Source organism: Massilia sp. Mn16-1_5, assembly GCF_004798585.1.
Classification (GTDB): Bacteria; Pseudomonadota; Gammaproteobacteria; order Burkholderiales; family Burkholderiaceae_D; genus Telluria.
Map to the genome: position 1 here is coordinate 214,041 of NZ_PPXQ01000010.1, position 20,925 is coordinate 234,965.

The following is a 20,925-nucleotide window of genomic DNA, read 5'->3' on the forward strand; positions in this document are numbered from 1 at the left end:
GCAGCGCAGGGGCTTTGCTTATCGAGCTCGCGGCGCGTCAGCCCGCCTTCGTCGCCTGCGCGGCCTTGCGCATCGCCTCCAAAGTCAGGTTCGGCGTGATCAGGTTGCCGTCGTAGCGCAGCTCGATCACGGCCGGCAGGTTTTTACTCTTCGTGTGCTCGAGTGCCCGCGCCAGGGCCGGTGCGAAGTCGGCCGTCTTCTCGACCACTTCGCCATGGCCGCCATAGGCTTGCGCCAGTGCCGCGAAGTCCGGATTGTGCAGGGTCGTGCCCGACACGCGGCCCGGATAGGTCTTTTCCTGGTGCATGCGGATGGTGCCGAACATGCTGTTGTTGAAGACGAGGATCACGACGCCGGCCTCGTACTGCACGGCGGTCGCCAGTTCCTGGCCGGTCATCATGAATTCGCCATCGCCGGCGAAGGTGACGACGGTGCGCTGCGGATCGACGATTTTCGCGGCGATCCCCGACGGCACCGCATAGCCCATCGCGCCATTCGTCGGCGCCAGCTGGGTGCGCATGGCGCCGTAGCGGTAGAAGCGGTGCGCCCAGGAGGCGTAATTACCGGCGCCGTTGGTGATGATGGCGTCGCGCGGCAGGACGGCCATCATGTCCTGCACCACCTGCCAGAGGTCGAGCGGGGCCTGGCCGTCCTTGAAGATCGGCGGCTGTTGCTGGAAGGCGGCGAGGTCGGCCTTGGCTTCGGCGACCGTGTGGCGCCAGGCGCTGGCGTCGACCGGTTCCATCGCGGCCAGCATGCTGGTCGCCTGCGGCGCGCCGCTGGCGATCATCAGTTCGGCCTGGTAGACGCTGCCCAGCTCCTCGGGATCATTGTGGATGTGGACCAGGCGCTGCTTCGGCACCGGCGAATCGAGCAGGGTGTAGCCGCCCGTCGTCATCTCGCCCAGGCGCGGGCCGATCGCGATCACCAGGTCGGCATCTTTCACGCGCGCGGCCAGCTTCGGGTTGATGCCGATGCCGACGTCGCCGATGTAGTGCGGATGCGCGTTGTCCATCAGGTCCTGGAAGCGGAAGGTGCAGGCCACCGGCAGCATGTTCGCTTCGGCAAAGGTTTGCAGGTCGGCGCAGGCCTGCGCGTTCCAGGTGCCGCCCCCTAACAGGACGACAGGACGTTGTGCTTCGGCCAGCATGCCGCGCAGGGTATCGATCTGCGCCTGCGAAGGGGCCGCCTGCACCGGCTGGTAGCGGCGCGTGTCGGCCACCTGCGCCGTATCGATCAGCATGTCTTCCGGCAGCGCCAGCACCACCGGGCCCGGACGGCCGCTGGTGGCAATCTGGAAGGCACGCGCGATGTACTCGGGCATGCGGTCGGCGCGGTCGATCTGCGCCACCCACTTCGCCATCTGGCCGTACATGCGGCGGTAGTCGATTTCCTGGAAGGCTTCGCGGTCGACGAAATCGTTGCCGACCTGGCCGATGAACAGGATCATCGGCGTCGAATCCTGGTAAGCGGTGTGCACGCCGATCGAGGCGTTGGTCGCGCCCGGGCCGCGGGTGACGAAGCAGATGCCGGGCTTGCCGGTCAGTTTGCCGTAGGCCTCGGCCATGAAGGCCGCGCCCCCTTCCTGGCGGTTGATGACGAAGCGGATATCGGAATCGTGCAGGGCGTCGAGCACGTCGAGATAGCTTTCGCCTGGCACGCCAAAGGCGGTATCGACGCCGTGGACGTGCAGTGCATCGACCAGGATCTGGCCGCCGGTGCGGGAAGGGTGCGTCATGTGTCGGTCATCCTCAAAGATTGGGCATCGTGGCATTCTATGCAATCGCTACCGACCGGGCTTTTGAAATGGCGACACCAAATTTCAGAAATGGCGGCGCCTACCCCCCATCGGTTACAATGCTGCCGTGAAGCAGGCCAGACAGCCGCTGGCTGGCACCTCGGTGCCGGCGGGAGGAAGGTCCGGACTCCACAGAGCGGGGTGACGGTTAACGGCCGTCCGCCGAAAGCCTCTGGCGCAAGCCAGGGGTATAAGGCGAGGAATAGGGCCACAGAGACGAGCGTATTAAGTTACGGTGAAACGCGGTAACCTCCACTCGGAGCAATTCCAAATAGGCACGCGTTGATGTTGCTCGCGGAGCGTGCGGGTAGGAAGCTTGAGCGCCGGAGTAATTCGGCGCCTAGAGGAATGGCTGTCATAGGGGCGTCCCGCAAGGGAGACCACTACACAGAATCCGGCCTATCGGCCTGCTTTACACTGAATTCAGCGGAGGATGCGTGCCGCAATACATACTCGCCCTGGACCAGGGAACGACCAGTTCCCGCGCCATCCTGTTCGATCGCCAGGGACAGGTCTTCGCCTGCGCCCAGCAGGAATATCCCCAGCATTTCCCGCAGCCCGGCTGGGTCGAGCATGACGCCCTCGACATCTGGGAAAGCCAGCTCGCCTGCGCGCGCAAGGTGATCTCCGATAGCCGCGTACCGGCCTCGCAGATCGCCGCCATCGGCATCGCCAACCAGCGGGAAACCACCGTGGTCTGGGACCGCGCCACGGGCGAACCGGTGGCGCGCGCCATCGTCTGGCAGGACCGGAGAACGGCCGGCGCCTGCGACCGCCTGCGCGAAGCAGGGTATGCGCGCCAGATCAGCCGCAGCACCGGCCTGGAGCTGGACGCCTATTTTTCCGCCACCAAGCTGCAATGGCTGCTCGAGAACGTGCCCGATGCGCGCGAACGCGCTCTGCGCGGCGAACTCTGCTTCGGCACCATCGACAGCTGGCTCGCCTATAAACTGTGCGGGCGCCACGTCACCGACGTCAGCAATGCCTCGCGCACGATGCTCTACAACATCCACACGATGCGCTGGGATCCCGCCTTGCTCGACCTGTTCGGCATCCCCGAGGCGATGCTGCCCGAAGTGGTGCGCAGCTCGGACCGGGTCGGCGTGGCGCGCGAGGAGTGGTTCGGCCATCCGATCCCCCTGAGCGGCATCGCCGGCGACCAGCAGGCCGCCACCTTCGGCCAGGCCTGCTACGACAAGGGCATGGTGAAAAATACCTATGGCACCGGCTGCTTCATGCTGATGCACTCGGGCTACGTGCCGCCTGTCTCGCGCAACCGCCTGCTGGCGACGATCGGCTGGAAGATCGACGGCCGCACCGACTACATGCTGGAAGGCAGCGTCTTCATGGGCGGCGCCACCGTCCAATGGCTGCGCGACGGACTCGGCATCATCAAGGAGTCGAGCGAAGTCGAGGCGCTGGCGACCTCGGTGCCGGACAGCGGCGGGGTGATGCTGGTGCCGGCCTTCGTCGGCCTCGGCGCGCCGCACTGGGACCCGTACGCGCGCGGCACCATCGTCGGCATGACGCGCGGGACATCGAAAGCCCATATCGCCCGCGCCGCCGTCGAGGCGATCGCCTACCAGAGCGCCGAACTGCTGGCGGCGATGCAGAAGGATGCCGCCTGTCCAGTCATGGAAGTGCGTGCCGATGGCGGCGCCGCGCGTAACGATCTGTTGATGCAGTTCCAGGCCGACCTGCTCGGCGTGCCAGTGGTGCGTCCGCTGGTGACGGAGACGACGGCACTCGGTGCGGCCTATCTGGCCGGCCTGGCCGAAGGTTTCTGGAGCGGGCGCGAGGAAATCCAGGCGCTATGGCGCGCCGAGCGGCGTTTCGAACCGGCCATGGCGCCGGAGCGGCGTGACGAACTGCGGGCGCGCTGGGCGCGGGCGGTCGAACACGCCAAGGGCTGGGTCGAGCACTAATGGAATTTGCAATTCCCTCGGTCGGCGCCCCGGTCTACTTTGCCCTGTTCGCCATCGCGCTGGTGGCCTGCGGCGCACCCTTGCTGGTGCTGCGCCGCGACGGTCCTGCGCGCACCGCACGCAACATGGCGCTGGCAGCGATTCTGATCCTGCCTCTGATGGGCGCCCTGGGGTTCACGATGGCGGACAACGAGCTGCGGCTCGAGGGCGGCAAGCTCATGCTGCATGCGGCGCATTTCTACCGCCACGAGCGGCCGCTTGCCGAATTCGACCTGGCGCGGGCGCGGGCCGGCAGCCTGGACACGATTCCCGAAGCCCGGCTGGGCGTGCGCAGCAATGGCATCAGCTTGCCGGGGTATGCGGCGGGGCGGTTTACGGGGCAGGGCGGGGTGGTGTTTGCGCTGCTGACGGACCGCAGCCGGGTGGTCTACCTGCCGGCCAGGACGGGGCCGTCGCTCCTCATCAGTGTGGAGCAGCCGGAGCGCTTCCTGGCGGCGCTGCGTGACGCGCAAGCCAGGTAATGCGCCGGCCGCTGCCGGACTTACGATTTCTCGACGATCTCCAGGTCGAACTCGTCGACGCCGGCCACTTCGCCATGCACCCGGTCGCCCGGCTGCAGTGCACCCACGCCACCGGGCGTCCCCGTAAAGATCAAATCCCCCGGCGCCAGCGTCACGAGTCGCGACAGGTGGCTGATGATGTCCGCGATCGGCCAGATCATCTCGTTCAAACACCCTTCCTGGCGCACTTCGCCATTCACGGTGATGCGGATCGCCGCATCCTCGGTCGGATGACCAAAGGCGCTCACCGGGCGCAGCGGGCTGCATGGCGCGGAGGCATCGAAACCCTTGGCCATGTCCCATGGGCGGCCCGTGTCTTTCGCGATCGATTGCAGGTCGCGCCGGGTCAGGTCGATGCCGACGCCGTAGCCCCAGACCTTGGCCAGTGCTTCGTCGGCCGGGATGTCGGCGCCGCCCGAGCGCATGGCGACCACCAGTTCGATCTCATGGTGCAGCTCCTTCGTCGCCGAGGGGTAGAGCAGGGCGCCTTCGGCCGGAACGACGGCGTCGGCCGGCTTCATGAAGAAGAAAGGCGGCTCGCGATCCGGGTCGCTGCCCATTTCGCGGGCGTGGGTGGCGTAATTGCGGCCGACGCAGAAGACGCGGCGGATCGGGAAGCGGGCGCTGCTGCCGAAGATGGCGAGGGAGGGCGTGGCGGGCGGCGTAAAGGCGAAGTCGGTCATGAGGCTCTCTGGTTGACGATATGGCCTCATTCTAGCGTCGCCACGCTTTTTACGGAGGTTTCTAGAAACCGATCCGCCCCCGTCCCGCCGCCGGCCGCAGCCGCACGTCCTCGACCGTCACATGCCCGCGGCCATCGGCCACCGCATAGCCAAGCGAGTCGAGCAGGGTCTTGCGCAAGTCGCGCGGGGCGACCGGGGCCAGTTTGTCGAGCACGGATTCGGCAAGCCGCGCGTCGAACCCCGACAGGTTCAGCTCCACCAGCAGTGAAGCATACATGCGCTGGGCAATGCCGGCTGCCTGCTCGGGCGTCGGCGCCGGCACCTCGTACACGGCCATCCGGTTCAGTAGCGGCGCGGGGATGCCTTCGACCGAGTTGGCCGTCAGCACCCAGAAGATCTGGCTGGCGTCGATCTCGACGTCGATGAATTCGTCGCGGAAGGCGCGCGAGGTTTCCGGTTCCAGTAACTGGTAGAGGGCGGCGAGTGGATCGGACTGCGAGGAGCCGCTCGCCTTTTCGACTTCGTCGAGTACGAGCACCGGGTTGGCGTACTGGCCGCGCACCAGCTTTTCGGCGACCTTGCCGCACTTGGCGCCGCGCCAGCTGGCCGAGCTGCCGGTGATGACGAAGCCGGCGGAGAGAGCGTTCATGCTGATCAGCTCGCAGTCCGTGCCCATGGCGCGCGCCAGGCGCTTGGCGAAATGGGTTTTACCCACCCCTGGACCGCCCAGCAACAGGATCGGCATCACATTGAAACCCTTGTTGCCGGCGTGGGCCAGGCGCAGGTAGCGCGCCAGGTCGTCCAGTACGGCGTCGAAGTTGGGACACTCTTCCAGCAGGGGAGAAAGGGCGTCGATCGAGGAAGGGGTGGTCACGAAACGCTCGGGCCCGGTTTCGAGCATGCGCTCGTAGAAGGCTTCGAGTTCCGGGGAGCGGCCGCGGCTGCGGTCGAGGGCATCCTGCACGTCGAGGAGGTCGTACACGGCGCGGGTGCGGGCAATGGTCAAGGTCACGTCTTTCTCCTTGCTATTACGGCAATTCGCCCAGCGGTGTCGCCGCACTGCCGGGCGATGAGAAATGCTAACCCGTCCAGCATGAATTCGCAATTTTTCAGCTGCGCTGTGCGAGCCCTGCGCGTCGCCGTCACCACAGCCGTAAAGACAGAATTTTTTTCTCTATTGCAACGATGCTGCCAGCTTGTCTAGATGAGGAATGACTTTCACTCATTCAGCTAAGTGCTTAATTTTCCGAGATATTTTTTCTGGAAGCTGTATGAGGGAACAGCGCTAAGTCCTTCATTTCATTAACAAAATCCGGATTTTTCCTACCGGAATTCGCTTGACCAGTAACAACGCTTCCTCTAAAGTGGGAAACAGTGTGAAAAAGTGCAGTTTTGTGGGAGAAGTTCAGGTCTCCCGGCGCGCAAAACAACTAAACTGATAACCCTCCAAAGCTAGGTAACCTACGTGTTTCAAGGCGCGTCTGCGATCAATCTCGATGCGAAGGGCCGGATGTCCATTCCGGCAAAGCATCGTGACGCCCTCGCGCTCCAATGCGAAGGCCGCCTCACGCTGACCCGCCACCCGCACGGCTGCCTCCTGTTCTTCCCGCGTCCCGTCTGGGAAACCCACCGCGACCAGATCGCGGCCTGGCCGATGTCCGCGCGCGCGTGGCAGCGCATTTTCCTTGGTAACGCCTGCGATGTCGAGATGGACAGCGCCGGCCGCGTCCTGATCTCGCCCGAACTGCGCGCCGCCGTCGGCCTGGAAAAAGAAGTGATGATGCTCGGCATGGGCACCCACTTCGAGATCTGGGACGCCGCCAAGCTGGCCGCCGATGAAGCATCCGCCGTCGCCGGCGGCATGCCCGATGTACTTTCCAATTTCTCTTTCTGAGGCACGGATGACGATTGCCACTCCGGTGCCCGAATTGCTGCATCGTACGGTGCTGCTTGACGAAGCGGTCGATGCGCTCGACCTGGCCGGCACACGCGCCGACGGCATCTATATAGATGGCACCTTCGGCCGCGGCGGCCACAGCCGCCTGATCCTGTCGCGCCTGGGGCAGAAAGGCCGCCTGGTCGCCTTCGACAAGGACCTGCAGGCGATCGCCACCGCGCAACAGATCGACGACCCACGTTTTTCGATCGTCCACGACAGCTTCGCCACGATGGGCACGGCACTCGCCGCCCAGGGCGTGGCGCGGGTGGACGGCATCCTGCTCGACCTGGGCATCTCTTCGCCGCAGGTCGACGACGCCACACGCGGATTCAGCTTCCGCAACGACGGTCCGCTCGACATGCGGATGGACACGACACGCGGACTCTCGGCCGCCGAATGGCTTGCCACGGCGGACGTCCAACAACTGGAAAAGGTGATACGAGATTATGGGGAAGAACGGTTTGCTTTTCAGATTGCAAAGGCGATTGTTGCTCGCCGGGCAATCGAGCCAATTTCAAGCACACGCCAGCTTGCCGCAATCGTGGCAGACGCGGTCAAGACTCGGGAAAAAGGCAAGGATCCGGCCACCCGCACCTTTCAGGCTATCCGGATTTTCATCAATAAAGAGCTTGAGGACCTCGAGGCCGGACTGAACGCCGCCTACGCCATGCTCGCGCCCGGTGCGCGCATGTCGGTGATCAGTTTCCACTCGCTCGAAGACCGTATGGTCAAGCAATTTTTCGCCAGCAAAGCCAAGGTGCCCCAGCCGGACCGCCGCCTGCCGATCCGCGCCGTCGACCTGCCGCAGCCGCAGATGAAGCTGATCGCCAAGATCAAGCCATCGGATGACGAGGTGTCGGCCAACCCGCGCGCCCGTTCGGCGGTGCTGCGCGTGGCCGAGCGCCTGGAGGATGCGGCACGATGAGCAACAAGCTCAACGTCATCCTGGCCGCCGGCCTGATCGCCTGCGGCCTGACGCTGGTGAACGCGCGCTATCAGTCGCGCCATTTGTTCATCGAGCTCGAGCGCCTGCAGCAGCAGTCGCGCCAGCTCGACATCGACTGGGCCCAGTTGCAGCTGGACCAGTCCACGCTCGGCAAGAACGAACGCATCGAGCAGATCGCCCGTACCGAATTGAACATGACCCCGCTGACCCCGGCCCGCACCCAGTACCTGACGGAGGGCGCGCAATGAAGCGCGACAAGCCGTTTACGACCGGGCGCGTCGCCGCCGCCAAGGGCATGGCTTTCTCGAAAAGCCCGGTGCTGGCCGTGCGCCTGCCCGACTGGCGTTCGCGCGTGATGCTGTTCGTGCTGTTCGCGGCCTTCGCCGCGCTCGGCCTGCGCGCGCTCTGGCTGCAGGGCATGTCGACCGGCTTCCTGCAAAAGCAGGGCAAGAGCCGCTATGAGCGCACGCTCGAACTGCCGGCCACGCGCGGCAAGATCATGGACCGCAACGGCGAAGTGCTGGCCTCCTCGCTGCCGGTGAAGGCCGTCTGGGCGATTCCCGAAGACGTGCTGGCCTCGCCGTCGGAAAAGCTGGCCGAACTGGCGCGCCTGCTCGAGATGCCGGAAGCCGAGCTGCGCAAGAAGCTCGATTCGGACCGCACCTTCGTCTACCTGAAGCGGCAAGTCGAGATGGACGTCATTGCCAAGATCGAGAAGCTCAAGATTTCGGGCATCGACACGCGCAAGGAATACAAGCGCTTCTACCCGCAGGGTGAAGTGATGTCGCACATGGTCGGCTTCACCAACGTCGAAGACGTGGGCCAGGAAGGCATGGAGCTGGCGCAGCAGAAGTCGCTGGTCGGCGCGCCGGGCAGCCGCAAGGTCATCAAGGACCGCCTGGGCCGCATCGTCGAGGACCTGGGCTATTCGCGCGAGCCGCACGACGGCAAGGACCTGACCCTGTCGGTCGATTCCAAGCTCCAGTACATCGCCTTCACCAGCGTGAAGAACGCGGTCGAGAAGTTCAACGCCCAGGCCGGCGGCGCCGTCGTGCTCGACGTGCAGACCGGCGAGGTGCTGGCCATGGCCAACTACCCGAGCTACAACCCGAACGACCGCCGCCACCTGACCGGCGCCCAGCTGCGCAACCGCGTCATCACCGACACCTTCGAACCCGGCTCGACGATCAAGCCGGTAACGGTGGCGCTCGGCCTCGAGACCAAGCGCATCACCCCGAACACCGTGTTCGACACCTCGCCCGGCCGCATGGTCGTGACGGGCAAGACCATCCGCGACACCCACAACTACGGCGTGCGCGACGTCGGCGGCATCATCCAGAAGTCCTCGAATATCGGCGTGGTCAAGATTTCGCAGCTGATCCCGCCGCAGGAAATGTGGGAAATGTACACCAAGCTCGGTTACGGCCAGGCGCCGCGCTTCGGCTTCCCCGGCCCGACCGCGGGCCGTGTGCGTCCATGGAAATCGTGGCGCCCGATCGAATACGCGAACATGGCCTTCGGCCACGGCTTGTCGGTCTCGCTGCTGCAGATGGCGCGCTCGTATATGATCTTCGCCCGCAACGGCGACATCATCCCGCTGTCCTTCGTCAAGGTGGACGAGCATCCGGTCGGCCAGCAGGTGATCTCGCCGAAGACCGCGGCCCAGGTGCGGACCATGCTGGAGTCCGTCGTGAGCCCGGAAGGCACCGCCTCGAAGGCGCAGGTGCCGGGCTACCGCGTGGGCGGCAAGACCGGTACCGCCGAGAAGATCGTCAACGGCCACTACTCGCGTACCGACAACATCGGCTATTTCGTCGGCATCGCGCCGATGTCCAAGCCACGTTTCATCATCGCCGTCATGATCGACAACCCGCGCGGCGCACTGCGAACAGGCGGCAGCGTCGCGGCGCCGACCGCCGCGGACCTGGCGGCCAATGCGCTGCGGGCCGCGAACGTGCCGCCGGATTCGTCGGTCACCGACATCATCATTCCCGAAGAGCCACTCGAGGAGAGTTTGTGATGGCCGCAACTCAGCGCGAAATTTGCCAGTGGATCGTTGCCGCCGCACCGGGCGGCAACCTCGTTTCCGACTCCCGCCAGATCACGCCGGGCGACGTCTTCTTCGCCTATCCGGGCGAAACCGCGGACGGGCGCCGCTTCATCGCGCAGGCGGTGGCGAATGGCGCCGTCGCCGTCGTCCACGAGGCCCGCGATTTTGAATGGGACGAAGCGGTCAAGGTGCCGCACCTGGCCGTGCTGGAGCTGAAAGCCCAGGCCGGCATGATCGCCCACGCCGTGCTCGGCCAGCCCGATGCCGACATGTTCACCGTCGGCGTCACCGGCACCAACGGCAAGACCTCGTGCTCGGTCTGGCTCGGCCAGGCTTTCGCCAGGCTGGGCGAGACGGCCGCCGTCATCGGCACCCTGGGCGTGGCCATGTTCAAGGCCGGCAGCGAACCCGAATTCAACGTCACCGGCTACACCACGCCGGACGCCGTGCTGCTCGCCAGCCGCCTGGCCGCGGTGCGCGAAGCCAAGGCGCGCGTGCTGGCGATCGAGGTGTCCTCGATCGGCCTGGTCGAAGGGCGTACCGCCGGCCTGCATTTCGACGTCGCGATTTTTACGAACCTGACGCGCGATCACCTCGATTACCACGGCACCATGGAAGCCTACGAGGCCGCCAAGCGCGAGCTGTTCGAGTGGCCGGAGCTGGGCACCGCCGTCATCAACCTCGACGACCCGGCCGGCCAGCGCCTGGTCGCGCACCTGCGCGCCACCAATCCGGCCCTGCCGATCACCGGCTACACGCTGAAGGACGCCGCCAGCCAGCCGGCCATCGAGGGCGTGAACATCCTGCGCGCATCGAACAAGCGCAGCCGGCCGCAAGGTTCCGAATTCCAGCTCGAGACCGAGCAGGGCAGCCAACTGGTCAAGACCCAGCTGGTCGGCCACTTCAACATCAGCAATGCGCTGGCGGTGCTGGGCGCGCTGCTGGCCAAGGGCATCGAGCTGCCGCGCGCGGTCGAGGCGATCGAAGCGCTGGTGCCGGCCCCGGGCCGCATGCAGCAGGTCGGCGGCCAGGACGCGCCGCTGGTCGTGATCGACTACGCCCACACGCCGGACGCGCTGGAGAAGACCCTGCACGCGCTGCGCCAGGTTGCCGATGAACGCGGCGGCCAGCTGTGGTGCGTGTTCGGCTGCGGCGGCGACCGCGATCCGGGCAAGCGCCCGCAAATGGGTGCGATCGCCGAAAGCGCCGACCAGGTGATCGTCACCAGCGACAATCCGCGCAGCGAAGAGCCGGGCGCGATCATCGCCCAGATCGTGGCGGGCATGAAAACCGACCGCTATCAGGCGCTCGAGGACCGCGCGACCGCGATCCTGGCCGCCGTCAAGCAGGCCAATAAACAGGACGTGATCCTGCTGGCCGGGAAGGGCCACGAGCCGTACCAGGAAATCAAGGGCAAGAAGCTGCCGTTTTCCGACGCCGACCACGCCGCGCTGGCCCTGACCGCGCGGCTCACCATGATGAGGACTCACTGATGCGCGGTTCGCTCGCACAACTGATGTCGTCGATCCCTGGCGGCCGCATGACAGCGGACGCCACCTTCGACAACGTCTCGACCGACAGCCGCACGGCGAAAGCCGGCGCGCTGTTCGTCGCATTGCGCGGCGAAACCTTCGATGCCCACGACTTCCTGGCCCAGGTAGCGGGCAATGGCGCCGCCGCGGTCGTGGCCGAGCGCCTGCCGGAAGGCTGGACCCTGCCGGCCATCGTCGTACCGAACACGCTGACGGCGCTGGGACAGATCGCCAACAGCTGGCGCCGCCAGTACGCCATTCCCCTGATCGGCGTCACCGGCAGCAACGGCAAGACGACGGTCAAGGAAATGATCGCGTCCATCCTGGCCGCCGCCTTCAGTGACGACACGCGCCTGGCCACGCAAGGAAACCTGAACAACGAGATCGGCGTGCCGCTGACGCTGATGCGCCTGGAGGCGACGCATCGCGCCGCCGTGGTGGAACTCGGCATGAACCACCCGGGCGAGATCGGCCGCCTGGCCGCGATCGCGCAGCCGACCGTCGGCCTGGTCAACAACGCCCAGCGCGAGCACCAGGAATTCATGCACACGGTGGAAGCGGTGGCCCTGGAAAACGGTTCGGTGCTGGCCGCCTTGCCGGCGGATGGCGTCGCCGTGTATCCGGGCGACGACACCTACACGGCGCTGTGGCAGGATTTATCCAGGCACTGCCGCAGCATCACCTTCGGCTTGAGCGAAGCCTGCGACGTGCACGCGACGTACAGCAGCACCGGATTCGGTAACAATTTGAAAGTAACGACGCCAGGCGGCGCATTCGCGCTGACACTGGCGGCCGCGGGCGAACACAACGTGCGCAATGCGCTCGCGGCGATCGCCTGCGCGCTGGCGGCCGGCATCGACCAGGCCACCATCGTGCGCGGCCTGGAAGCCTTCGCCCCGGTCGGCGGACGCCTGCAGCGCAAGCAGGCGGCCAACGGCGCGCTGGTGATCGACGACACCTATAACGCCAACCCGGACTCGATGCGCGCCGCGATCGATGTGCTGGCCGCCTATCCGGCGCCACGCATCCTGGTCATCGGCGACATGGGCGAGGTCGGCACGCAGGGCCGTGAATTTACGGAAGAAATCGGCGCGTATGCGCAAAGCCGCGGCATCGAAACGGTGCTCGCGACGGGTGAACTCTCGCGCCACCTGGTGGCCAGCGGAGCGCACCATTTTGAACAGTTTGACGATGTATTGGCAGCACTGGACAAGGCACTGGGCGGCAATTCTGATGCAACTGTGTTGGTGAAAGGCTCGCGCTTCATGAAGATGGAACGCGTGGTCAATCACCTGATCGGATCCACACACACTGGCAAGGACGCCCACTAATGCTTCTCTGGCTCGCTCAATACCTGCAGGACTATATCGGTCCGATGCGTGTCTTTAACTTCATCACCTTCCGCGCGGTGTTCGCCACGATCACCGCGATTGCGCTCGGCCTGTTCACCGGTCCTGCCGTGATCCGCAAGCTGACGGAAATGAAGGTCGGCCAGGCGGTGCGCACCCAGGGTCCGCAGACCCACCTGAAAAAACACGGCACCCCGACCATGGGCGGCGTGCTGATCCTGATTTCGATCGCCATCTCGACCCTGCTGTGGTGCGACCTGTCGAACCGTCTGATCTGGCCGGTGCTGATCGTCACGCTCGGCTTCGGCGCCGTGGGTTGGGTCGACGACTACCGCAAGGTGGTCTACCAGGACCCGGAAGGCATGCGTTCGCGCGAAAAATACTTCTGGATGTCGCTGATCGGCGTCGCCGCTTCGCTGTACCTGGCATTCTCGGTCTCGGCGCCGACGCCATGGCAGGTCGGCCAGCTGTTCTGGGCCTGGGTGCAGTCGGGCTTCTCGCTCGACCTGCCGCCGAAAGCCGACCTGATCGTCCCCTTCTTCAAGACCATCAGCTATCCGCTGGGCGTATGGGGCTTCATCGCGCTGACCTATTGCGTGATCGTCGGCACCTCGAACGCGGTCAACTTTACCGACGGCCTCGATGGCCTGGCGATCATGCCGACCGTGATGGTGGGCGGCGCGCTCGGCCTGTTCGCCTATTTGACCGGTAACGTGACCTACTCGAAATACCTGTTCATCCCGCACATCGCCGGCGCCGGCGAGCTGCTGATCTTCTGCGGCGCGATGGCGGGCGCGGGCCTGGCCTTCCTCTGGTACAACGCGCACCCTGCGCAGATGTTCATGGGCGACGTCGGCGCGCTGGCGCTGGGCGGCGCGCTCGGCACCATCGCCGTCATCGTGCGCCAGGAAATCGTCCTGTTCATCATGGGCGGCGTGTTCGTGGCCGAAACGCTGTCGGTGATCATCCAGGTCAGCTGGTTCAAGTACACGAAAAAACGGTATGGCACCGGCCGCCGCGTCTTCCTGATGGCGCCGCTGCACCACCATTTCGAACAAAAGGGCTGGAAGGAGACCAAGGTCGTGGTCCGCTTCTGGATCGTGACGATGGTGCTGGTCCTCGTCGGTCTCTCCACCCTGAAACTGCGTTAATCGAATGAACTACGACGGCAAACTCGCACTGGTATTGGGGCTCGGCGAATCCGGGCTCGCGATGGCGCAATGGCTCGCCCGTTGCGGCGCGCGCGTGCGCGTGGCCGATACGCGTGCGGAGCCGCAGCGCTTGCCGGCACTGCGCGAAGCGGTGCCTGATGCCGAATTCGTGCACGGCGAGTTCGCCGCTGCGCTGCTGGAAGGCGTCGACTTCGTGGCAGTCAGCCCGGGCCTGGCGCCGAACAAGGAGCTGGCCGAGATCGCGCCGGCTGCCGCTACACAGAATATCCCCGTCTGGGGCGAGATCGAACTGTTCGCGCAGGCGCTGGCCGCCCTGAAGCTTGAACGCGGCTATGCGCCGAAAGTCATTGCCATTACCGGCACCAACGGCAAGACCACGGTGACGAGCCTGACCGGCCTGCTGTGCCGCCGCGCCGGCTTCGAGACCCGCGTGGCCGGCAACATCAGCCCGGCCGCGCTGGACGTGCTGCGCGAAGCCCTCAACGAAGACAAGCTGCCGCAGGCCTGGGTGCTGGAACTGTCCAGCTTCCAGCTGCACACGACCTATAGCCTGAACGCCGATGCGGCCACCGTCCTGAACATCACCCAGGATCACCTCGACTGGCATGGCGACATGGCGGCCTACGCCGCCGATAAAGCCCGCATCTTCGGCGCCGACACCATCCGCGTACTGAACCGCGACGACGCAACCGTGATGCGCATGGGCGCACCGGGCGTGCCGCAAATCACGTTCGGCACCGGCGAACCGCAGGAAGCGGGCAGCTTCGGCATCGTCAACGAGCGCGGTGTGCTCTGGTTGTCGACCGCCGTCGCTGGCGAGGCGAGCGAGAAGAAGCTCAAAAAAGGCGAGGTCGCGGAGCCGGTCGAAACGACGATCAGCCGCCTGATGCCGGCCGACGCCCTGAAAATCCGCGGCCTCCACAACGCCTCGAACGCGCTCGCCGCGCTGGCCCTGTGCCGGGCCGCCGGCCTGCCGCTGGCGCCGCTGCTGCACGGCCTGCGCGAATACGCGGGCGAGCCGCACCGCGTGGAGCTGGTCGCCAGCATCGACAACGTCGACTTCTATGACGACAGCAAGGGCACGAACGTCGGCGCCACCGTCGCTGCGCTGCTCGGCCTCGGTAAAGCCTTTACGGGCGAAGACCAGCAGATCCTGCTGATCGCCGGTGGCGACGGCAAGGGCCAGGATTTCACGCCGCTGGCCGAGCCGGTCTCGCGCTACGTGCGCGCCGTGCTGCTGATCGGGAAGGATGCGCCGGCCGTGAAGGCGGCGATCGAGCCGTCCGGCGTGCCGTGCTTCGACCTCGAGGACCTGCCGCAGGCCGTGCGCCGCGCCGCCGGTCTCGCGCGTAGCGGCGACAGCGTGCTGCTGTCCCCGGCCTGCGCCAGCCTCGACATGTTCACGAACTATGCGCACCGCGCGCAGGTGTTCGTCGACGCCGTGCGCGAGCTGGCCTTGGAAAAAGGGCAGGAGATCTGATGGCCTTCCAGATCCCATTCAAATTCTCGGGCTCCGCCAGCGATGCGGCCATTGCCGAGCGCTCGCGTCCCTCGAAGATGATGGACTACGACCAGCCGCTGGTCTGGGTCACCCTGATCCTGATGCTGTTCGGGATGGTGATGGTGTATTCGGCCTCGATCGCGCTGCCGGATTCGCCCAAGTTCTCCTACCTGCAGGGCCGCCACGAATATTTCCTGTACCGCCAGGCGGCCTTCATTGTGGCGGCGATCGCGGCCGCCTGGGTCACCTTCCGCATTCCCGTCGCCACCCTGCAGAAGATGGCGCCGATGATGTTCGTCGCCACCCTGGTGCTGCTGATGCTGGTGCTGATCCCGGGCGTCGGCGTGGTCGTGAACGGTGCGCGGCGCTGGCTCTCGCTGAAAGTCTTCAACCTGCAGCCCTCGGAGATGATGAAAATCGTCGCCGTGCTCTACGCCGCCGACTTCACCGTGCGCAAGCAGCAGTACATGCACAAGCTGACCAAGGGCTTCATGCCGATGGCGTTTGCCATTGGCGTGGTCGGCATGCTGCTGCTGCTCGAGCCCGACCTGGGCGCTTTCGGCGTCATCGTCTGTATCGCCATGGGCATCCTGTTCCTGGGCGGCTTCAACATGATCTGGTTCGGCGGCATCGGCGCCATCCTGGTGCTGATCTTTACTTCGATCATCGCGCTGTCGCCGTTCCGCCGCGCGCGCATGTTCGCCTACCTCGACCCGTGGCAGGAAGACAATGCGTTGGACAAGGCGTACCAGCTGACCCATTCCTTGATCGCCTTCGGCCGCGGCGAGATCGCCGGCGTCGGCCTGGGCAACAGCGTCGAGAAGCTGCACTACCTGCCGGAAGCGCACACCGACTTCATCATGGCCGTGATCGGCGAAGAGCTGGGCCTGGTCGGCGTACTGGTAACCCTGGCGCTGTTCTACTGGATCGTCAAGCGCGCCTTCGACATCGGCCGCCAGGCGATCGCCCTCGACCAGTTCTTCGCGGGTCTTGCCGCCAAGGGGATCGGCATCTGGATCGGCGTGCAAACCTTCATCAACATGGGCGTGAACCTGGGCCTGCTGCCCACAAAAGGCCTGACGCTGCCTTTGATGAGCTACGGCGGCTCAGGCGTCGTCATCAACTGCATCGGCCTCGCAATCCTGCTGCGCATCGATTACGAGAACCGCGTCCTGATGCGGGGAGGGCGGCTATGAAAAAGCTGATGATCATGGCGGCCGGCACCGGCGGCCACATCTTCCCCGGCGTGGCGATCGCCCAGACCATGCGCGCGCGCGGTTGGACCGTCACCTGGCTCGGCACCGCGCACGGCATGGAACGCGAGTTCGTGCCGAAGCACGGCATCGAGATGGACACCATCGATTTCGCCGGCCTGCGCGGCAAGGGCCTGATGCACACTGTGAAGGGCGCCTTCAAGATGGCGGCCTCTTTCGGCGCCTGCCTGGCATTCTTAAGCAAGAGGAAGCCCGACGTGGTGCTGGGCATGGGCGGCTACGTCACGGTGCCGGGCGGCCTGATGGCGCGCACGCGCGGCATCCCGCTGGCATTGGTGAATGCCGACGCGGCCCTGCTGTTGTCGAACAAGACCCTGAGCCCGATGGCGCAGCGCGTGCTGTTCGGCTTCCCGGCCGACTTCGGCAACGCCGCCGGCAAGGCCGTCGTCACCGGCAACCCGGTGCGCCAGGCGATCCTCGACCTCCCAAGCCCCGCCGAACGTTTCGCCGGCCGTAGCGGTCCGCTGCGCGTGCTGGTGGTCGGCGGCAGCCTGGGCGCCAAGGTCCTGAACGACAGCGTGCCTGCAGCCCTGGCGCGCATCGACGCCAACGTGCGCCCGATCGTGACCCACCAGTCGGGCAAGAAGAACATCGAAGCCCTGCGCGCGGCCTATGCGCAGGCGGAAGTCGAAGCGAATGTGGTCGACTTCATCGACGACATGGCGGCGGCCTATGCGCAGGCGGACCTCGTGATCTGCCGCGCCGGCGCCATCACCGTGTCGGAACTGACGGCGGCGGGCGTGGCCAGCGTGCTGGTGCCATTCGTCGCCAGCACCACCAGCCACCAGCGCGACAACGCGGTCTGGATGGACAAGCAGCAGGCGGCGATCCACCTGGCGCAGGGAGACCTGTCGGCGGAAAAGCTGGCGCAGCTCCTGATGTCGACCACGCGCGCCGATTGCTTGGCGATGGCTGAGGCGGCGCAAAGGGTTGGCAAGCGCAATGCGAACGAGGAAATTGCAGACGTGTTGGACGAATTGGCAACTAAGCTGGCAAAGAAAAAATAAGAAATGAAACACAAGATCAAACATATTCACTTCGTCGGCATCGGCGGCAGCGGCATGAGCGGCATCGCCGAAGTGCTGCTCAATCTCGGCTATAAAGTCTCGGGCTCGGACTTGGGCAGCAATGCGGCAAGCAGCCGCCTGAAGGACCTGGGCGCGCGCGTCTATCTCGGCCACGCCGCCGACAACATCCTCGGCGCCGACGCCGTGGTGACCTCGACCGCCGTCAACGAAGCCAATCCGGAAGTGATGGCCGCACGCGCCGCGCAGATCCCGGTGGTGCCGCGCGCGATCATGCTGGGCGAACTGATGCGCCTGAAGCGCGGCATCGCGATCGCCGGCACCCACGGCAAGACCACGACCACCAGCCTGGTCGCTTCCGTGCTGGCTCAGGGCGGCCTGGATCCGACCTTCGTCATTGGCGGCAAGCTGAACAGCGCCGGCGCGAATGCGAAACTCGGCACCGGCGACTACATCGTGGCTGAGGCCGACGAGTCGGATGCGTCCTTCCTCAATCTGTCGCCGATGATCGAGGTGATCACCAACATCGACGCCGACCACATGGAAACCTACGAACACGACTTCGAGAAGCTGAAGGCCGCGTTCGTGAACTTTACCCATCGCTTGCCGTTCTACGGCCGCGTGATGCTGTGCATCGACGACAAGCACGTGCGCTCGATCCTGCCGCAGGTCACGAAACCGGTGACGACCTACGGCTTCGCGGAAGACGCGCAGGTGCGCGCACTCGATGCCTACGCCGACGGCGTGCACATGCACTTCACCGTACGCCAGCAGGGCTACCCGGACACGAAGTTCGTACTGAACCAGCCGGGCATGCACAACGTGCTGAACGCCTGCTCGGCGATTGCGATCGCGCGCGAGATCGGCATCGACGATGCCGCGACCGCGCAAGGCCTGCTGGAATTCCGCGGCGTCGGCCGCCGCTTTACCCGCTACGGCGAAGTCGCCCTGGAGGGCGGCGGCAGCTTCACGCTGGTGGACGACTTCGGCCACCACCCGGTCGAGACCGAGGTGACCCTGGCCGCCGCGCGTGCCGCCTACCCGGGCCGGCGCCTGGTGCTGGCGTTCCAGCCGCACCGCTACAGCCGCACGCGCGACCTGTTCGAGGACTTCGTGAAGGTGCTGAGCGCACCGGACGTGCTGCTGCTGTCGGAAGTGTATCCGGCAGGGGAGGCTCCGATCGTGGCGGCCGACGGCCGCGCCCTGGCGCGCTCGCTGCGCGCCGGCGGCAAGATCGAACCGATTTTCGTGGAAACGATCGCCGAAATGCCCGCCGCGATCCTCCAGGCAGTCAGGGACGGCGACGTCGTGCTGACCATGGGAGCGGGCTCGATCAGCGGCGTTCCGCACATCCTGACTACTGAAAAGGCACCATCGTGAGCGACATCATCACCAACTTCGGCAAGGTCGGCGTCCTGTACGGCGGCCGTTCGGCCGAGCGCGACATTTCCATCATGTCCGGCACCGGCGTGCTGGAGGCATTGAAGAGCCGCGGCATCGACGCGCATGGCTTCGACCCGGGCCAGCGAACGCTGGCCGAACTGGCCGCGGAAAAATTCGACTGCGTCTTCATCGCGCTGCACGGCCGCTACGGCGAAGACGGCAGCCTGCAGGGCGCGCTCGAGCAGCTCGGCATTCCCTACACCGGCAGCGGCGTCATGGCCTCGTCGGTCGGCATGGACAAGATCACGACCAAGATCATCTGGCTGTCGAAAGGCATCCCGACCCCGCGCTACGCCACCGTCACCCCGGGCGACGATCTCGAAAAGATCGTGGCCGAACTGGGCCTGCCGTTGATCGTCAAACCGCCGCTCGAAGGCTCGACCATCGGCATCACCAAGGTGGAGAAGGCCGAGGAGTTCGAGGCGGCCGTGGCGCTGGCCGCCGGCTTCGACGAAGTGATCCTGGCCGAGGAATTCGTCACCGGCCGCGAGTTCACGGTCGCCGTGCTCGGCACCGGCAAGGATGCGCGCGCGCTGCCGATCGTCGAGATCGTGGCTCCGCAGGGCAACTACGACTACCAGAACAAGTACTTCACGGACGACACCCAGTACCACTGCCCGGCGGACCTGCCGGCGGACCTGACTGCGGAAATCCAGAAGCACGCCGTCGACGCCTACCGCGCGCTCGGCTGCGAAGGCTGGGCCCGGGTCGACGTGCTGGTGCGCGAGAGCGACATGCGGCCATTCCTGCTGGAGGTGAATACCTCGCCGGGCATGACCGGCCACTCGCTGGTGCCGATGGCGGCGCGCGCGGTCGGCCTCAGCTACGAAGACCTGTGCGTCGAGATCCTGCGTTCGGCGCGCTGCAAGATGGTAAAGGCACAAGGCTAAAAGAATGTGGCATGACGTACGCGCCCTGAACGCCACCGCCAGCACGCTGCTGGCGGCGACGCTGCTCGCCGGTATCGCGAGCGGCGTGTGGTGGCTGTCGCAGCGGCCGATGTTCACGCTGCGCCAGGTGCGCATCGAGAGCCTGTACAAGATCGACCTGAAACACGTGAACGAACTGACGGTACGCAACAGCGTCCTCGGCAAGCTGCGCGGGAATTTCTTCACCACGGACCTGGACCAGGTCCGCACGACTTTCGAGGCGGTGCCATGGGTTCGCCGCGCAACGGTGCGCCGCGAGTGGCCGGATGGCCTGATCGTCGAAGTGGAAGAGCACGAGGCGCTCGGTACCTGGGGCGAAGGACGCCTGCTGTCGGTGAAGGGCGACGTCTTCACCGCCAACCTCGCGGAGGCCGACGACGACCACGAACTGCCGGCCTTCTACGGCCCGGCCGGCAGCGAAAAGGACGTGCTGGCGCGCTTTTCCGAGCTGCGCTCGTGGTTCGCGCCAGTGAAACTGGTGCCGCAGGAACTGGCGCTGTCCTCGCGTTATGCCTGGACCGTCAAGCTGGACAACGGCATGAGCGTGGAGCTCGGCCGCGAGCAGGACAAGAACACCGTCAAGGCGCGCGTGCAGCGCCTGGTCGGGGTCTACCCGCAGCTGGTCGCCCGGCTGCAGGAAGGCCGCATCGATACGATCGACATGCGCTACCCGAACGGGCTGGCGCTGTCTTCCGCGGCCCTGACTGTGCCGACGGATGCCAACAAGCCTGTAAAGGCCGCGGCAAAGAAGAAAACAAAAACTCCGACTAACAAGCCAACAAAGCAAATCTAAGCAGGC

18 protein-coding genes and 1 other RNA gene are annotated in these 20,925 nt (G+C 65.6%); 16 read left to right on the forward strand and 3 right to left on the reverse strand.

Annotation, left to right across the window (positions count from 1 at the left end):
* Nucleotides 1-37: 37 nt before the first annotated feature.
* Nucleotides 38-1,738, reverse strand: a complete 1,701-nt coding sequence (locus C2862_RS14185) for a thiamine pyrophosphate-binding protein (RefSeq protein ID WP_136220777.1) — start codon at nt 1,736-1,738, stop codon at nt 38-40.
* Between the two features lie 129 nt (nt 1,739-1,867).
* On the opposite strand from C2862_RS14185, the gene rnpB reads away from it, so the two are divergent.
* The 3 genes from rnpB to C2862_RS14200 all read left to right on the forward strand — a co-directional run bounded on the left by rnpB (nt 1,868) and on the right by C2862_RS14200 (nt 4,244).
* An RNA gene (rnpB, locus tag C2862_RS14190) (RNase P RNA component class A) lies at nt 1,868-2,216 on the forward strand.
* A 19-nt stretch (nt 2,217-2,235) separates the two neighbouring features.
* Nucleotides 2,236-3,723, forward strand: a complete 1,488-nt coding sequence (glpK, locus tag C2862_RS14195) for a glycerol kinase GlpK (RefSeq protein WP_136220778.1) — start codon at nt 2,236-2,238, stop codon at nt 3,721-3,723.
* Nucleotides 3,723-4,244 (forward strand): PH domain-containing protein, encoded by a 522-nt coding sequence (locus C2862_RS14200; protein ID WP_136220779.1) that lies wholly within the window; start codon nt 3,723-3,725, stop codon nt 4,242-4,244. Before glpK ends, C2862_RS14200 begins: the two co-directional genes overlap by 1 nt.
* Nucleotides 4,245-4,264: 20 nt before the next feature.
* Here C2862_RS14200 and C2862_RS14205 read toward each other — a convergent pair whose 3' ends face one another.
* Both C2862_RS14205 and C2862_RS14210 read right to left on the reverse strand, forming a co-directional pair.
* A complete protein-coding gene (locus C2862_RS14205) occupies nt 4,265-4,966 on the reverse strand; it encodes a fumarylacetoacetate hydrolase family protein (protein WP_136220780.1) in 702 nt (233 codons plus the stop codon).
* Between the two features lie 61 nt (nt 4,967-5,027).
* Entirely contained in the window at nt 5,028-5,978 is a 951-nt protein-coding gene (locus C2862_RS14210; protein WP_136220781.1) for an AAA family ATPase, read from the reverse strand.
* 453 nt (nt 5,979-6,431) lie between these two features.
* On the opposite strand from C2862_RS14210, the gene mraZ reads away from it, so the two are divergent.
* From mraZ to C2862_RS14275, 13 genes are read left to right on the forward strand one after another with little or no spacing between them, the layout of a single operon-like run.
* Nucleotides 6,432-6,860 (forward strand): division/cell wall cluster transcriptional repressor MraZ, encoded by a 429-nt coding sequence (gene mraZ, locus C2862_RS14215; RefSeq protein ID WP_056338436.1) that lies wholly within the window; start codon nt 6,432-6,434, stop codon nt 6,858-6,860.
* A 7-nt stretch (nt 6,861-6,867) separates the two neighbouring features.
* On the forward strand, nt 6,868-7,830 hold the full coding sequence (gene rsmH, locus C2862_RS14220) for a 16S rRNA (cytosine(1402)-N(4))-methyltransferase RsmH (RefSeq protein ID WP_136220823.1): 963 nt from the start codon (nt 6,868-6,870) through the stop codon (nt 7,828-7,830).
* Nucleotides 7,827-8,099 (forward strand): cell division protein FtsL, encoded by a 273-nt coding sequence (ftsL, locus tag C2862_RS14225; protein WP_136220782.1) that lies wholly within the window; start codon nt 7,827-7,829, stop codon nt 8,097-8,099. Before rsmH ends, ftsL begins: the two co-directional genes overlap by 4 nt.
* Complete coding sequence (locus C2862_RS14230) at nt 8,096-9,871, forward strand: penicillin-binding protein 2 (RefSeq protein ID WP_136220783.1); 1,776 nt, start codon at nt 8,096-8,098, stop codon at nt 9,869-9,871. The genes ftsL and C2862_RS14230 overlap by 4 nt, the downstream gene beginning before the upstream one ends.
* Nucleotides 9,871-11,394, forward strand: a complete 1,524-nt coding sequence (locus C2862_RS14235) for a UDP-N-acetylmuramoyl-L-alanyl-D-glutamate--2,6-diaminopimelate ligase (RefSeq protein WP_136220784.1) — start codon at nt 9,871-9,873, stop codon at nt 11,392-11,394. The genes C2862_RS14230 and C2862_RS14235 overlap by 1 nt, the downstream gene beginning before the upstream one ends.
* Nucleotides 11,394-12,764 (forward strand): UDP-N-acetylmuramoyl-tripeptide--D-alanyl-D-alanine ligase, encoded by a 1,371-nt coding sequence (gene murF / locus C2862_RS14240; RefSeq protein ID WP_136220785.1) that lies wholly within the window; start codon nt 11,394-11,396, stop codon nt 12,762-12,764. The genes C2862_RS14235 and murF overlap by 1 nt, the downstream gene beginning before the upstream one ends.
* A complete protein-coding gene (gene mraY / locus C2862_RS14245) occupies nt 12,764-13,933 on the forward strand; it encodes a phospho-N-acetylmuramoyl-pentapeptide-transferase (protein WP_136220786.1) in 1,170 nt (389 codons plus the stop codon). Before murF ends, mraY begins: the two co-directional genes overlap by 1 nt.
* 4 nt (nt 13,934-13,937) lie before the next feature.
* On the forward strand, nt 13,938-15,434 hold the full coding sequence (gene murD, locus C2862_RS14250) for a UDP-N-acetylmuramoyl-L-alanine--D-glutamate ligase (protein WP_136220787.1): 1,497 nt from the start codon (nt 13,938-13,940) through the stop codon (nt 15,432-15,434).
* Nucleotides 15,434-16,651, forward strand: a complete 1,218-nt coding sequence (gene ftsW / locus C2862_RS14255; protein WP_136220788.1) for a putative lipid II flippase FtsW — start codon at nt 15,434-15,436, stop codon at nt 16,649-16,651. Before murD ends, ftsW begins: the two co-directional genes overlap by 1 nt.
* A complete protein-coding gene (murG, locus tag C2862_RS14260) occupies nt 16,648-17,736 on the forward strand; it encodes an undecaprenyldiphospho-muramoylpentapeptide beta-N-acetylglucosaminyltransferase (protein WP_136220789.1) in 1,089 nt (362 codons plus the stop codon). Before ftsW ends, murG begins: the two co-directional genes overlap by 4 nt.
* A gap of 3 nt (nt 17,737-17,739) precedes the next feature.
* Nucleotides 17,740-19,134: a UDP-N-acetylmuramate--L-alanine ligase gene (gene murC / locus C2862_RS14265; protein WP_136220790.1), complete on the forward strand. Its 1,395-nt coding sequence runs from the start codon at nt 17,740-17,742 to the stop codon at nt 19,132-19,134.
* A 5-nt stretch (nt 19,135-19,139) separates the two neighbouring features.
* Nucleotides 19,140-20,087, forward strand: coding sequence for a D-alanine--D-alanine ligase (locus C2862_RS14270; protein WP_136220824.1), 948 nt, complete (start codon nt 19,140-19,142; stop codon nt 20,085-20,087).
* Nucleotides 20,088-20,091: 4 nt separating this feature from the next.
* Nucleotides 20,092-20,919 (forward strand): cell division protein FtsQ/DivIB, encoded by an 828-nt coding sequence (locus tag C2862_RS14275; RefSeq protein ID WP_136220791.1) that lies wholly within the window; start codon nt 20,092-20,094, stop codon nt 20,917-20,919.
* Nucleotides 20,920-20,925: the final 6 nt, after the last annotated feature.

Coding starts and splice junctions, on each gene's coding strand:
- C2862_RS14185 (WP_136220777.1), bottom strand. CDS start 1,738: ATGACGCACCCTTCCCGCACCGGCGGCCAGATCCTGGTCGATGCACTG.
- C2862_RS14200 (WP_136220779.1), top strand. CDS start 3,723: ATGGAATTTGCAATTCCCTCGGTCGGCGCCCCGGTCTACTTTGCCCTG.
- C2862_RS14205 (WP_136220780.1), bottom strand. CDS start 4,966: ATGACCGACTTCGCCTTTACGCCGCCCGCCACGCCCTCCCTCGCCATC.
- rsmH (WP_136220823.1), top strand. CDS start 6,868: ATGACGATTGCCACTCCGGTGCCCGAATTGCTGCATCGTACGGTGCTG.
- ftsL (WP_136220782.1), top strand. CDS start 7,827: ATGAGCAACAAGCTCAACGTCATCCTGGCCGCCGGCCTGATCGCCTGC.
- C2862_RS14230 (WP_136220783.1), top strand. CDS start 8,096: ATGAAGCGCGACAAGCCGTTTACGACCGGGCGCGTCGCCGCCGCCAAG.
- C2862_RS14235 (WP_136220784.1), top strand. CDS start 9,871: ATGGCCGCAACTCAGCGCGAAATTTGCCAGTGGATCGTTGCCGCCGCA.
- murF (WP_136220785.1), top strand. CDS start 11,394: ATGCGCGGTTCGCTCGCACAACTGATGTCGTCGATCCCTGGCGGCCGC.
- mraY (WP_136220786.1), top strand. CDS start 12,764: ATGCTTCTCTGGCTCGCTCAATACCTGCAGGACTATATCGGTCCGATG.
- murD (WP_136220787.1), top strand. CDS start 13,938: ATGAACTACGACGGCAAACTCGCACTGGTATTGGGGCTCGGCGAATCC.
- ftsW (WP_136220788.1), top strand. CDS start 15,434: ATGGCCTTCCAGATCCCATTCAAATTCTCGGGCTCCGCCAGCGATGCG.
- murG (WP_136220789.1), top strand. CDS start 16,648: ATGAAAAAGCTGATGATCATGGCGGCCGGCACCGGCGGCCACATCTTC.
- murC (WP_136220790.1), top strand. CDS start 17,740: ATGAAACACAAGATCAAACATATTCACTTCGTCGGCATCGGCGGCAGC.
- C2862_RS14275 (WP_136220791.1), top strand. CDS start 20,092: ATGTGGCATGACGTACGCGCCCTGAACGCCACCGCCAGCACGCTGCTG.